Source organism: Gilliamella sp. B3022 (genome assembly GCF_028751545.1).
GTDB lineage: Bacteria > Pseudomonadota > Gammaproteobacteria > Enterobacterales > Orbaceae > Gilliamella.
The window spans coordinates 1,615,917-1,630,148 of the sequence record NZ_CP071867.1; the positions used below are offsets into that span (position 1 = coordinate 1,615,917).

Sequence of the window (14,232 nt, forward strand, 5' to 3'; positions counted from 1 at the left end):
TATGCAATTTAAAATTTGTACTATTGGAGAATTGCTTGTTGAGTTTTTAGCAAAGCGGCAAAATCAACGTTTTGATCAAACAGGTGAATTTGTTGGACCTTTCCCAAGTGGCGCTCCAGCAATATTTGCTGATCAAGTGGCAAAATTAGGTTTTTCTGTCGTTTTTTTTAGCTGTATCGGTAAAGATCCCTTTGGTAATATGTGTATTAAGCGGCTTAAGCAAGATGGGGTTATTATTGATGGTATTACAACTCATAATAAGGCTAATACGGGTAGTGCCTTTGTAACTTATAAAGGCTCAAATGATAGGGACTTTATTTTCAATATTCCTAATAGTGCATGTGGTTTACTCTCTTTCAATCATATCAATGAAAACTTATTAAAAGACTGTAATCATTTGCATGTTATGGGATCATCATTATATTCTTTTCGTGCAATTGATGCGATGCGTAAAGCAATTGATATTATTAAAAGTAAGGGGGGGACAATTTCGTTCGATCCTAATTTACGAAAAGAGATGTTTAATATTCAAGAGATGGAGCAATCTTTTGACTATATTATGGACTATACTGATATATTTTTACCAAGTGAGGGCGAAGTAAGCTATTTTGCTAATAGTGACGATGAAAGTGAAGAGCAAATAATGTTGTCATTACTCAATAAAGGTATTAAGCACATTGTAGTAAAAAAAGGGCGTAAAGGTGCAAATTATTATGGATATGATGATAACAATAATTTATTAACTTTGCATGTAGACGGTTTTAATACAAACCCAGTTGATCCAACAGGAGCAGGAGATTGTTTTGGTGCGACATTTATCAGTCTGATGTTGGCTGGTTATTCGGTCAAGAATGCATTGCAATATGCTAATGCTAGTGGTGCGTTAGCTGTATCGAAAACAGGTCCAATGGAAGGAACTTCTACATTGACTCAATTAAAACAATTTATAGCTCAGTATAAACATTAAATAATAATATTACGCTATTATTCAACTAGAAACGTGAATGAAAAAAATCCCAATAACAAAGTTATTGGGAAAACATAAGGAATAGGAAAACAATGAAATAAATGCATTGTCGGGCGTAAGTATGCACTTTTTTTCCTAAAATGTATGTAAAAATAACTAAATTATTAATTAAATGGTTAGTATTAATATCGTTAAATAAATGTAAACCATGATTCTTCTATTAATAAATTAATATTTATCCTATAATTATCTATAGGAATATTTCTAATAAAGAATTTAAAAACAGCTTTCCCCGTTCGGTTACTTGCCAACCTAGTGCATTTTCAATTAAATAATTTTGTTCAATAGCAAGATTAATTTGTTTGTTTACAGTTTTTAGCGGCAAGAAAGTTCGTTGTTCAAATTCGTGTTTAGGCACAATTTCAAATAACCGAAAACGATTCATAAAAAATTCAAACGGTAATTCTTCTTGTGTAACAGTATAAGATCTATCTAAATACCGTCCTTCTAGATACCCTTTAGGGTGACGTGTTTTTATTGTACGGATAATCTCGCCATTCAAGCTCGTAATTTTACCATGTGCTCCACAACCAATACCTAAATAATCACCGAAACGCCAATAATTTAAATTATGTTGACATTGAAAATCTGGTTTTGCATAAGCTGATGTTTCATATTGTAGATATCCATGATCAGCTAATAATTGATGACCTTGTTGATAAATTTCCCATAGATTATCATCTTCCGGTAATATTGGTGGTTTAGAACCAAATAATGTATTGGGCTCTATAGTTAATTGATACCAAGATAAATGAGGTGGAGCAATCTTAATTGCTTGTTTTAAATCATATAATGCATCATTAACTCTTTGATTAGGCAAACCGTGCATTAAATCTAAATTAAAGCTACGTAAATTTAGATTGTGAGCAAGAGTTCCTGCATTTATGGCTTCTTCTGGATTATGTATACGTCCTAAATTTTTTAGTTTATCGGCTTGAAAACTTTGAATCCCTATTGAAATTCTGTTAACTCCTGCTTGTTGGTAACCATTAAATCTGTCCACATCAACAGAATTTGGATTAGCTTCAATTGTAATTTCTGCATCCTTATTTACAGGAATTATTTGGTTAACTTTTGTCAAAAGATTAGAAATTAATTCAGCGGAAAATAGACTTGGTGTGCCACCACCAATGAAAATTGAGTGAATTGAACGATCTGAACAAAGAACAGCATCTTGTTGCAGATCTTTAATTAAATTATCGATATATGCTGCATAATCTGGGATTTTTTTCACAGTATGTGAATTAAAATCACAATAAGGGCATTTATGCACACACCACGGCATATGAATATATAGGCTTATTGGGATTTTATACTGTAACATACAAATTTCCTGAAATTTTTTGACAAATGATAAATGATGACTTAATGAGTGCGGGGTATATTACTCTAAATAACTGAAAAAATCTTATTTACATTTATATCGTTTTTATAATGTGCTCAAAAAGCGTAAAATCAATACTAGTATTTAAATTCATTTTTTATGACATTGATCGTCGATCAAGTTAAATATAGGAGTCAATATGAATATTTATAAACAAATTTTAACTAGTACTACAGAATCAAAGTTATTAACCTCATCAGTTAAACAAATAAAATTTGGTGAATTGCCTATTTTAGTTATTCAACATAATCGTTGTTGTGCTGCTGTTAGTCTGCAAGGCGCTCATTTATTATTCTGGCAACCTTCAACAGAGCAGACACCTGTTATTTGGTTAAGTAAACAATCAAAATTTGAAAAAGGCGTTGCAATTCGTGGTGGTGTACCAGTTTGTTGGCCTTGGTTTGGAGCTTCAAGAACTCCTTCTCATGGCTTTGCTCGCCTTGTTCAATGGACTCTAGATTCATGTAATGAAGATAATAATGGCGTTAATCTTGTTTTGGTACTCTCCCAAAATCAACAAACAAAATCTTATTTTGACAAACCTTTTAATGTGTCTTTAAAGATTCATTTAGGTAAAACTTGTGAAGTGACTTTGAACTGTACAGGTGACTTTGAAGCAACCAGTGCACTGCATACTTATTTTAGTATTGATAATATTAGTCATGTTATTGTTAAGGGATTAGGTGAAACTTATCAAGAACGACTTGTTGTTGAAAATAACCCCGTTACTGTTGGTCACATGACTTTTAATCAAGAAGTTGATCGTATTTATACAAATGCTAATACTGAAATAACTATTAATGATAATGTTCGAACTGTTAAACTTACCACTACTGATGCAAGTGATGTGGTTACTTGGAATCCATGGATAGATAAATCTAAAGCAATGTCTGATTTTGGTGATGAGGAATATAGATATATGGTTTGTGTTGAAGCAGGGCGTATCAATAAACCATTAAAATTGTCACTAAATAAACAGTCGACTTATGGTTTCAAGATAGAATTGATTTAATCATTTTTATTCTAGCTGTATACGCGATCAATATTATACTAAGACAATAGTATTATTTGATTGCGTTTAATTGGATAAAACTTTATAATCGCTAGCGCTTTTTTTAAAGCACCTATTTTATAGCCAACTACTGGGTCGCCTGTAATTGGTTTTTATGTTAAAACAATTAAGAGAAATAAAAATGTTTAAATTTAAAGCAGAAGTTAGAAAAGTGCATGGTAAGGGTGCGAGCCGCCGCCTGCGTCACGCTGGTCAATTCCCAGCTATTATTTATGGTGGAACTGAACCTGCAATCTCTGTTGTGCTTGATCACAACCAAATCTTTAATATGCAAGAAAAACCAGAATTTTATTCTGAAGTTTTAACCCTTGAAGTTGACGGTAAAGCGGTTAAAGCGAAAGTGCAAGCAGTACAACGCCACCCATTCAAGCCAAAACTAGTCCATATGGATTTTGTACGCGTATAATTATATTTTAATTGGATATTATCCAATCAAAGATTTAAAATAAAGGTCACCTTCATGGTGACCTTTTATTTTAGAAAAATAAGGCAAATGCCTATTATTATGATTTACCCCATTAACTAGGTATACATAGGTAATACAACAGAATAGAATAAATCATATTCTACTATCTTAGGAGAGAACCATGTCTGATATCCCAGCTTGCGATTTAGTTATTTTCGGTGCTAAAGGGGATTTGACAAGACGCAAATTATTACCGTCTTTATATCAATTAGAAAAATATGGAAAATTGCCAAAACAGACCAAAATTTTAGGTGTTGGACGTGCAGAATGGGATCATGCTGCTTATGTTGAAGTTGCTAAAGATGCATTAACCACCTTTATGTCAGAACCATTGGATGATAATATTTGGCAAAGATTTAGCCAACGGCTTAACTTCCATAAATTGGATGTTAATAATCTTTCTGGTTTTAAAGAGCTTAAAAATAAACTTGATCAAACTCGACCAACTATTTTTTATTTTGCGATGCATCCGGGCGCTTTTGGTACTATTTGTCGAGGTCTAGCTGAAGCTGGATTAAATCAAGATCAGAATCGAATCGTGATGGAAAAACCACTTGGTACTGATCTGCAATCATCTCGTGAAATCAATGATTCAGTAGCAAAATATTTCAGTGAATCACAAGTTTATCGTATTGACCATTATTTAGGTAAAGAATCAGTTCTAAATCTATTAGCATTACGTTTTGCTAATCCATTGTTTGCCTCATTTTGGGATAGAAATTCGATCGATCATGTAGAAATAACGGTAGCTGAACAAGTTGGCATTGAAGGTCGATGGGGATATTTTGATAAAGCTGGACAAATGCGTGATATGGTGCAAAATCATTTATTACAAATTTTAACTATGATCGCGATGTCGCCTCCAGCTAATCTAGAAGATAATAGCCTACGTAATGAAAAAATAGCAGTGCTTGATGCACTTAGACCAATAAATAAAAACAACATTCGTGAGAAAGTTGTACGAGGTCAATATACAGCAGGATTTGTAAATGGTATTAATGTACCGGGTTATTTAGAAGAAGATGGGGCAAACAAAGAAAGTGATACTGAAACATTTGTAGCCATTCGTGTTGATATTGATAACTGGCGCTGGGCTGGTGTACCTTTTTATTTGCGTACAGGTAAACGTTTACCAAGCAAATGTTCCGAAGTCGTTGTTTATTTTAAACCATTACCACTTAATTTATTTAATGAATCTTATCCAGAGCTACCACAAAATAAATTAACTATTCGGTTGCAACCCGATGAAGGAATGGATATTGAAATTTTAAATAAAGTTCCTGGATTAGATAGTACACATACATTACAAACAACTAAGCTTGATCTGAGTTTTAATGAAACTTTTCATCAACATCGAGCCGATGCTTATGAACGATTATTACTTGAGGTTATGCGTGGACGACAAGCACTATTTGTCCATCGTGATGAAGTCGAAGCAGCATGGAAATGGGTTGATTCAATTATTAGCGCTTGGGAATCAGATAAAGAGTCACCAAAAACTTATCAGGCAGGTACATGGGGCCCAGTTGCATCGGTTGCCTTAATCACTAAAGATGGGTATTCATGGCATGAATTTGAATAAAGGAAAATTAAATATGTTTACGTTAAACAAATATGAAAATAGTCAGTTTTTGATTGAAGATTTAACCTCACATATTGTTAATGCTTTAAAACAAGCAATTGAAAAAAAAGGTCATGCTTCTATTGCTGTTTCTGGAGGTAAAACGCCTATTCCATTATTTAACTTACTTAGTCAACAAGATCTAGAATGGAATCGAGTTTTTATCACGTTAGTTGATGATAGATGGGTTGATGATACTGATAATGCTAGTAATGAAAAGTTAGTCATGACCTATTTGTTACAAAATAAAGCAAAATTAGCTAATTTTATAGGACTAAAAAATAGTTATGATAATCCATTTGATGGTGCTGAACTTACTGACGAAACTTTAAATAAAGTACCAATGCCTTTTGATGTAATCATTTTAGGTATGGGAGAAGATGGTCATACAGCATCATTATTCCCTGGTGCAGCTAATTTGCAATTGGGCTTAGATATGAAATCAGGACGAAAGGTTGTTGGTATGACTCCTTTAACAGCCCCTCTTGATCGTATTACTCTGACTTTGCCGACTATTTTAAATAGTACAAATATCTATTTGCTTTTAGTTGGAGAAAGTAAAATGGCAGTATTAGAGCAAGCAGAAAATGGTGATGATGTTAATCAAATGCCAATTCGAGCTATTCTACATCAAAATAAAGTTAAAGTAACTGGATTTTGGTCAGCTTGCTAAATGATATAAATTAGCCGACATTTGTCGGCTAATGATTTTTAAATAAATTAATTAATTTGTTGTAAAATTTCATTAATTCCTGTCGTTACTAATTCAAAAAATTTCTACTCATATAAATCTATATCATTAATCAATGTGTAATTTTTATGGTCAAAGGTAGTAGCATCATGTGAATTTTATTTTTAACACTCTGTTATTATTTAAAATAATAACTTTTGTGATTTTTGGCTTATTTATATTAAAAATAAAAAAAACTGTACTATTAAACAATTAGAAATTAATTAATTAAATGCCTATTAATTTTGTAACTTTTGTGGTAAAAAGTGGGGTTAAGTGGCAAGAAAGTCATAATTATTTAACCAATTGATTATTAACAAATAAAAAATAATTAAAATTTATTACTAACGGTGCTTTTATGTTCAGCGGTGCAACTTCAGTCACTTTAGATAGTAAAGGGCGAATGGCTATCCCTACTCGCTACCGTGAATTTTTGTCTGAAGGTATGGTTTGTACTATTGGATTATATCATTCTTGTCTTACCCTTTACTCCATGTCTGAATGGAAAAGAATCGAGCAACAACTTTCAACACTATCAACAGTGGTTGAGGCTGAACGTAGAGTTAAACGGTTATTATTAGGTTATGCAATTGAGTGTCCAATGGATAATTCAGGTAGAATTTTGTTACCGCCAACGTTACGTGCATATGCCAAATTAGAAAAACATATCATGTTTGTTGGACAATCTAATAAATTCGAGATTTGGGATGAAGTAATATGGTATCAACAAATTAGTGAAGATATCGCTGCATTACCATCCGATATTGCTAATTTATCTGATAATTTGAAAAGTTTAACTATTTAACAAAGAGTAAAAAAATTAATGAGCTATCAACATACAACAGTTTTATTAGGTGAAGCTGTAACAGCATTGAATATAAAAAAAAACGGCATTTATGTTGATGGAACTTTCGGCCGAGGTGGACATTCTCGACTGATACTTGAACAACTTGGCGAACAAGGAAAGTTAATTGCTATAGATCGTGACGCTTTAGCACAACAAGCCGCAACAGAAATAAAAGATCCGCGGTTTACGTTTATTCGAGGAGAATTTTCTAATGTTTATCAATATATTGATAATTTAGGATTACTCGGTAAAGTTGATGGTTTTTTATTAGATCTTGGTGTCTCATCACCTCAATTAGATGATCCACAAAGGGGATTTTCTTTTATGCGTGATGGCCCTTTAGATATGAGAATGAATAGCCATAGAGGTATGACTGCGAGTGAATGGTTATTGAGTAGCGATGAAAGCAATATTGCTTGGGTACTAAAAACATTTGGTGAGGAAAAGTTCGCTAAGCGTATTGCACGGGCCATAGTTGAACAAAATAAAATTTCACCAATAACCCGAACTTTAGAGTTGGCGAATTTAATTGAACTAGCCACACCTAAAAAAGATAAATATAAACATCCTGCAACTCGAAGTTTTCAAGCAATACGCATTTATATCAATAGTGAATTGGAAGAAGTTGAGCAGGCACTAAATAGTAGTTTATCAGTACTTGCTGACCAAGGCCGATTAGCAATAATTAGTTTTCATTCTTTAGAAGATAGAATAGTTAAACAATTTATTAATAAAAACAGTAAAGGACCAGAACTCCCTGCTGGATTACCACTAACAGAACAACAAATTAAACAATATGGTCGGGCTAAATTGAAAACACTTGGCAAAGTTAAACCAAGTGATGATGAGATTAACCACAACCCTCGTTCACGAAGTGCAATATTAAGGGTAGCTGAAAGGAAAAATGAACGGTAATCAAAATAATGATTTTGATAACTTATATGCAGAAATTGATAGCCAAAAAAGGCCAAGAAAGAGTCTATTTGGTCTAATTATTGGTGATCTCATTGAGTATCAAAAATTTTCATTACTATTACTAGTTCTTATAATTTTGTCTGCTGGATGTGTATTAATCACAACTCAGCAGGTTCGTAAGCAGCTATCTGAACGTGAACAACTTCTATTAGAGCAAGATGTATTAGAAAGTGAATGGCGTAATTTAGTCATTGAAGAAAATGTACTTGCAGATCCAAAACGTGTTGAATACAGAGCAAAAAATGAATTAGGTATGTCTTACGTGACACCGCAAAATGAAACCGTTATTGTGATAAAGAGTAAATAATGAAACCTGTTATAAAAAATAATAAAGATAAATCTAAAAAGGTTTTAAAGACAAATAAAGTAAATAAACTGAATAATAAAAAACAGTTTTTTACTCCTAATCGTTTCTATGTTGTATATGGTTTTATTATTTTTGCTATTGTTTGTTTAATTATCCGAATGGCAATTTTGCAAATCATTGAACCAGATAAACTTATTGCTGAAGGTGATAAGCGATCCATTCGTCATCAAGAGATGGATGCTCCAAGAGCCATGATTACCGATCGTAATGGGCGAGCATTAGCTGTTAGCGTACCAATGTTTGATGTTTGGGCTGATCCAAAAATTGTTGTGCAAAAAGGCGGTGTAAAAGCTACTGATATAAGGTGGCAAGGATTAGCAAAAATTCTTAATATTCCGATGTCAACGCTTGAGCAAAAATTGAGTAATCCGTCTATGCGTTTTGTTTATTTATCTAAACAGATAACGCCGACAATTTCGAATTATTTAAAACAATTAAAATTGCCAGGGATTTCATTTGCAAAAACTTCAAAACGATACTATCCGGCAGCAGAGAACGTTGCTCAACTTATTGGTTTAACTGATATCGATGAAAATGGTACAGAAAAAGGCGCTGAAGGTATCGAGAAAACTTTTAATAAATGGTTAACGGGTGAATCAGGGCAAAGAGTTATTAGACGTGACAGAGTAGGGCGCGTTATTGAAGAAATAGAACGAACCGAAAGTGAAGCAGCAGAAGATTTAATATTAAGTATTGATGAAAGGTTACAATCTTTAGTTTATAGCGAGCTTAGTCAAGCTGTTACATTTAATCAAGCAGACAGTGGTACTGCAGTTTTAATTGACGTACATACCGGAGAGATTTTAGCGATGGCAACTAGTCCATCTTATAATCCTAATAATCGCTCATCAATTGATTATAATTTGCTGCGTAACCGTGCTGTAACAGATGCATTTGAACCGGGTTCTACTGTAAAACCTCTAGTTGTTATGGCTGCGTTAGAGAAGAAAATCGCGGATTTGAATACCATTATTGATACTAGACCTTTTTTAGTCAATCGTTATGAGATTAAAGATGTGTCATATCAAAAATCATTAAATTTAGCAGGAATTTTGGAAAAATCGAGTAACGTTGGCGTGAGTAAATTAGCTTTGCAAATGCAGTCTAGCGAACTTGTTGAGTATTATAGTCGTTTTGGCTTAGGGCAAACAACAGGACTTGGATTAGGTGGAGAAGTTAATGGGTCAATAGCCGCAGAGCGAACCAGAAAATGGGCTGATATTGAAAGAGCAACTTTCGCCTTTGGATATGGATTAAGTGTGACACCACTACAGTTAGCAAGAGCCTATGCAACTATTGGTAGTTATGGAATTTATCGACCTGTTTCTATTTTAAAAGTAAATACCCAAGTCGATGGTCAGCGAGTTGTGCCAGAAAAAATAGCTAAAATAGTAGTTCAACTAATGGAAGCTGTAGCTGTTTCAGGTGGTGGAGCAAAAGCCTCCGTACCTGGTTATAGTGTCGGGGTTAAAACAGGCACAGCTAAAAAATTATCGAGTGGACGCTATGTTAATCAATATTTAGCGTACACAGCAGGGATTGCACCAGCAACAAGGCCAAAATATTCGTTGGTCGTTATAATTGATAATCCGAAAGCTGGTCAATATTACGGAGGTTCGGTTTCTGCTCCAGTTTTTAGTCGAATTATGGGGGGAGTACTTAGAACTATGAATGTTAAACCAGATCGGCAAATTGACGGTCAAACGATTATTTATTAATAGGTGGTAAATGATGGCTACAAGCACATTTAAATCATTATTTAAATTATTAGGAGGACAACACACTCAAAAATTAAATGATTTCCCGCTTAATAATTTGCAAATTGATAGTCGCAAAGTGAAAAAAAATGATGTATTTGTTGCTATCAAAGGTTATTCAGTTGATGGACGAAAATTTATTCCTCAAGCTATTACAGCGGGCGCTGTTGTTGTTTTAATTGAAACTTATAGGAAATCGAATGATTTAAAAATTGATTATTTGAAGAAAGATGATCAATCGCTTATACCACAGATAAGTGTTTTTCAACTTTCACAGCGTTTATCCGCTATTGCAAATGATTTTTATCATTCTCCATCAAAAAAATTAACGGTTATTGGTGTGACAGGTACAAATGGAAAAACAACAATTACGCAGCTTATTGCTCAATGTACAACACTTCTTAATGACAAAACAGCTATTTTAGGTACCATCGGAAATGGAATCTATAATCATCTAAAACCATCAGTTAATACAACGGCATCCGCTATAGATGTTCAATCATTATTAGCTGATTTTGTAAAAAAACATGTCAAAGTTTTGGCGATGGAAATTTCATCTCATGGATTAGTAATGAATCGAGTGAAAGGTTTGAATTGTGCAGCAACGGTATTTACTAATTTAAGTCGTGATCATCTTGATTATCATAAAACCATGAGTAAATATGCTAAAGCAAAATGGTCATTATTCAATCCTGATGAAAAAGAAAAGCAAGTTTCAAATTCAGGTAAGTCAATCATTAACTATGATGACAAATATGGTAAACGTTGGATTGATAAGCTTTTAGAAGTAACAGCTGTGTCTTGTCAGCCTAAATCTTTAAAACGCTTAAAAGCATTAAATATCCCTTACGTTGGTGTATCTATGATCGAATATCACGATAAAGGTGCCAAAATTCATATGGAATCAACTTGGGGTAATGCCATTATTAACAGTCGATTATTAGGTGAATTTAATGTGTCTAACATTTTGCTATCTATAGCAACATTATTAACGCTTGATTATCCATTTTTTGCAGTAATTAATATGGCATCTTTTCTTAAACCAATCTGTGGACGAATGGAAGTCATACATTCAAACAATAATCCAACAATTATTGTTGATTATGCTCATACTCCTGATGCGCTACAAAAAGCATTACAAGCAAGTCGAATTCATTGTAAAGGAACTTTATGGGTAATTTTTGGTTGTGGTGGAGACAGGGATGTAGGGAAAAGGCCTTTAATGGCTGAAATAGCCGAGCAATTTGCTGACAAAGTAGTATTAACTAATGATAATCCTCGCACCGAAGATGAAATGAATATCATTCGGGATATAGAACAAGGTTTTTATAATAATCAAGAAACACAAGTGATTACAGATAGAAAACAAGCTATTATGCAAACAATTGCACAAGCAAAAGCGAATGATGTGATTTTAATTGCAGGAAAAGGTCATGAGGACTATCAAATTATTGGTAAAACGAAGTACCACTATTCAGATCAGGAAACAGTCAGACAGTTACTAGGAATTGAGAATCAATTATGATCCCATTAAGTATTGAAAAAATAAAGCAAGTGATAAATGGAAAATCTTATTATATCGATAATGAGAATAGGGTAGTTGAGGCTATTAGTACCGATTCGCGAAAAATTTCTAATATGTCTGTATTTATTGCACTTATTGGTGATAATTTTGATGGTCATGAATTTGTCGATCAAGCTATAAAAAATGGTGCTATTGCGGTGATAGTTAATCATAAAATTGATAGTGAAATACCACAAATTATTGTAAGCAATACTCATTTGGCTTTGAGTAAAATAGCTGCATATATTCGCCAACAAAGCAAAGCAAAAATTGTAGCACTTACTGGTTCTTCTGGTAAGACATCAGTTAAAGAAATGATCGCTTCTATTTTACAAAATTGCGGACAAACGCTTTATACACAAGGTAATTTTAATAATGATATTGGTGTACCATTAACGCTATTTCGTTTAACTCGGCAAGATCAGTTTGCCGTTATAGAATTAGGCGCTAATCATATCGGTGAAATTGCTTATACAACCAATATTGTTAAACCTCAAAGTGCTTTAATTAATAATATTTCTGAGGCGCATCTTGAAGGTTTTGGTTCGATCGAAGGTGTTGCAATAGCTAAAGGTGAGATTTTTCGGGGGTTATCCAATGATGGTATTGCAATTATTAATTTGGATAGTTGCAGTGATAAATGGTTTACTCAATTAACAAATAAAACTGTCTGGACTTTTTCTTTGAATAATTCGTCGGCAGACTTTTATGCTAGTAATATTCAACTTTCTGAATATACAAGATTTATTTTACATTCCCCTCATGGCGAATGCGAAATTATATTACCATTAATTGGAGAGCATAATATTTCTAATGCTATTGCAGCTTCAGCTTTAGCTATTTCGGTTGGTGCCAATTTTGAACAAGTAGTTAAAGGCTTATCTACTTTGAACCCAGTGAAAGGTCGGTTATTTCCAATAAAACTAAATCGAACTCAACTAATTTTAGATGATACTTATAATGCCAATGTTGGTTCAATGTCTGCTGCGCTCAAAGTTTTAGCAAAGCAGCAAGGATATCGAGTATTTGTTGTTGGTGATATGGCTGAACTTGGCAGTGAGGCAGAAAAATATCACCAAAAAATAGGCGAGATAGCTAAACAAGAGCAAATTGATTGTGTAGTAAGTGTTGGTATACTTAGTCAGGCTATCAGTGAGTTTAGTGGTGTAGGACACCATTTTAGTAATAAACAAGATGCAGTTAGCTATTTGCTAACTTTACTACGTCAGTATCCAAAATTAACTATGCTTGTTAAAGGGTCGCGTAGTGCAAAAATGGAAGAACTCATCGAAAAAATATATATTAAACAATAGTGAGTCAGGATAAAAATTATGTTGGTTTTATTATCAGAATATTTGGTTAAATATTTTACTTTTTTTCATGTTATCTCTTATTTAACGGTAAGAGCTATTTTAGGTTTATTAACTTCATTAGCTATTTCGTTAATTATGGGACAAAAAGTCATTGATTGGTTGCAAAAATTACAAATTGGTCAAGTTATTCGTAATGATGGTCCAGAATCTCATTTAAGTAAAAAAGGCACTCCAACTATGGGAGGAATTTTAATTTTAGCCTCTATTTTGTTATCCGTATTTCTATGGGCCGATCTTCGCAATCCTTATGTTTGGATATCATTATTTGTATTAATTGGTTACGGAATAATTGGCTTTGCTGATGATTATTTAAAAGTCATTCGTAAAAATAGTGCAGGGTTGATTGCAAGATGGAAGTATTTTTGGCAATCGTCAATTGCCTTAGTTGTAGCTTTTGGTCTTTATGCTTATGGTAAAAATAGCTCAGTTACAGTGCTCGTAGTACCATTTTTTAAAGATGTCATGCCACAATTAGGTATATGTTTTATTTTACTTACTTATTTTGTCATCGTAGGCGCTGGTAATGCCGTTAATTTAACAGATGGACTCGACGGACTTGCGATTATGCCAACGGTATTTGTTGCAGCTGGATTTGCACTGGTTTCTTGGGCAACAGGTAATGTCAATTTTGCTGCTTATTTACATATTCCGTATATAAAATTTAGTGGTGAGTTAATGATTATTTGTACCGCTATTATTGGTGCTGGGCTAGGTTTCTTATGGTTTAACACCTACCCCGCGATGGTATTTATGGGAGATGTTGGTTCATTAGCTTTAGGTGGAGTCTTTGGCATTATCTCTGTTTTACTAAGGCAAGAATTTTTATTACTGATAATGGGCGGTATTTTTGTTATTGAAACTTTATCGGTTATATTGCAAGTGGGTTCCTTTAAATTACGGGGAAAAAGAATATTTCGTATGGCACCCATTCATCATCACTATGAATTAAAAGGTTGGCCAGAACCTCGTGTAATTGTGCGGTTTTGGATAATCTCATTAATGTTAGTTGTAATTGGCTTATTAACTTTGAAATTACGTTAATAAAAATA

At 33.3% G+C, this 14,232-nt stretch carries 13 protein-coding genes; 12 read left to right on the top strand and 1 reads right to left on the bottom strand.

What is annotated here, in order from left to right; translation table 11 throughout:
* Nucleotide 1 precedes the first annotated feature (1 nt).
* Nucleotides 2-967 carry a sugar kinase gene (locus J4T76_RS07300; RefSeq protein WP_267339922.1) on the top strand — a complete coding sequence of 322 codons (966 nt, stop codon included), beginning with the start codon at nt 2-4 and terminating at the stop codon, nt 965-967.
* 250 nt (nt 968-1,217) lie between these two features.
* Here J4T76_RS07300 and hemW read toward each other — a convergent pair whose 3' ends face one another.
* Nucleotides 1,218-2,351, bottom strand: coding sequence for a radical SAM family heme chaperone HemW (gene hemW, locus J4T76_RS07305; protein WP_267355551.1), 1,134 nt, complete (start codon nt 2,349-2,351; stop codon nt 1,218-1,220).
* A gap of 199 nt (nt 2,352-2,550) precedes the next feature.
* Between hemW and J4T76_RS07310 the strand changes: the two genes are divergently transcribed.
* The 11 genes from J4T76_RS07310 (at nt 2,551) to mraY (ending at nt 14,224) form a co-directional block, all read left to right on the top strand.
* Nucleotides 2,551-3,423, top strand: coding sequence for a D-hexose-6-phosphate mutarotase (locus tag J4T76_RS07310; protein WP_267355553.1), 873 nt, complete (start codon nt 2,551-2,553; stop codon nt 3,421-3,423).
* A gap of 181 nt (nt 3,424-3,604) precedes the next feature.
* A complete protein-coding gene (gene rplY, locus J4T76_RS07315) occupies nt 3,605-3,889 on the top strand; it encodes a 50S ribosomal protein L25 (protein WP_267345362.1) in 285 nt (94 codons plus the stop codon).
* Between the two features lie 181 nt (nt 3,890-4,070).
* Nucleotides 4,071-5,531, top strand: a complete 1,461-nt coding sequence (gene zwf, locus J4T76_RS07320; protein WP_267339915.1) for a glucose-6-phosphate dehydrogenase — start codon at nt 4,071-4,073, stop codon at nt 5,529-5,531.
* A 13-nt stretch (nt 5,532-5,544) separates the two neighbouring features.
* On the top strand, nt 5,545-6,243 hold the full coding sequence (gene pgl, locus J4T76_RS07325) for a 6-phosphogluconolactonase (protein ID WP_267339913.1): 699 nt from the start codon (nt 5,545-5,547) through the stop codon (nt 6,241-6,243).
* 415 nt (nt 6,244-6,658) lie between these two features.
* Nucleotides 6,659-7,105 (top strand): division/cell wall cluster transcriptional repressor MraZ, encoded by a 447-nt coding sequence (gene mraZ / locus J4T76_RS07330; protein WP_267339911.1) that lies wholly within the window; start codon nt 6,659-6,661, stop codon nt 7,103-7,105.
* 18 nt (nt 7,106-7,123) lie between these two features.
* Nucleotides 7,124-8,062, top strand: a complete 939-nt coding sequence (gene rsmH / locus J4T76_RS07335; protein ID WP_267339910.1) for a 16S rRNA (cytosine(1402)-N(4))-methyltransferase RsmH — start codon at nt 7,124-7,126, stop codon at nt 8,060-8,062.
* Nucleotides 8,052-8,429, top strand: coding sequence for a cell division protein FtsL (gene ftsL / locus J4T76_RS07340; RefSeq protein WP_267339909.1), 378 nt, complete (start codon nt 8,052-8,054; stop codon nt 8,427-8,429). The genes rsmH and ftsL overlap by 11 nt, the downstream gene beginning before the upstream one ends.
* Entirely contained in the window at nt 8,429-10,207 is a 1,779-nt protein-coding gene (gene ftsI / locus J4T76_RS07345; protein ID WP_267339908.1) for a peptidoglycan glycosyltransferase FtsI, read from the top strand. Before ftsL ends, ftsI begins: the two co-directional genes overlap by 1 nt.
* A gap of 13 nt (nt 10,208-10,220) precedes the next feature.
* Complete coding sequence (gene murE, locus J4T76_RS07350; protein ID WP_267345360.1) at nt 10,221-11,771, top strand: UDP-N-acetylmuramoyl-L-alanyl-D-glutamate--2,6-diaminopimelate ligase; 1,551 nt, start codon at nt 10,221-10,223, stop codon at nt 11,769-11,771.
* A complete protein-coding gene (murF, locus tag J4T76_RS07355) occupies nt 11,768-13,123 on the top strand; it encodes a UDP-N-acetylmuramoyl-tripeptide--D-alanyl-D-alanine ligase (RefSeq protein WP_267339906.1) in 1,356 nt (451 codons plus the stop codon). The genes murE and murF overlap by 4 nt, the downstream gene beginning before the upstream one ends.
* Before the next feature lie 18 nt (nt 13,124-13,141).
* On the top strand, nt 13,142-14,224 hold the full coding sequence (gene mraY, locus J4T76_RS07360; RefSeq protein ID WP_267345358.1) for a phospho-N-acetylmuramoyl-pentapeptide-transferase: 1,083 nt from the start codon (nt 13,142-13,144) through the stop codon (nt 14,222-14,224).
* Nucleotides 14,225-14,232: the final 8 nt, after the last annotated feature.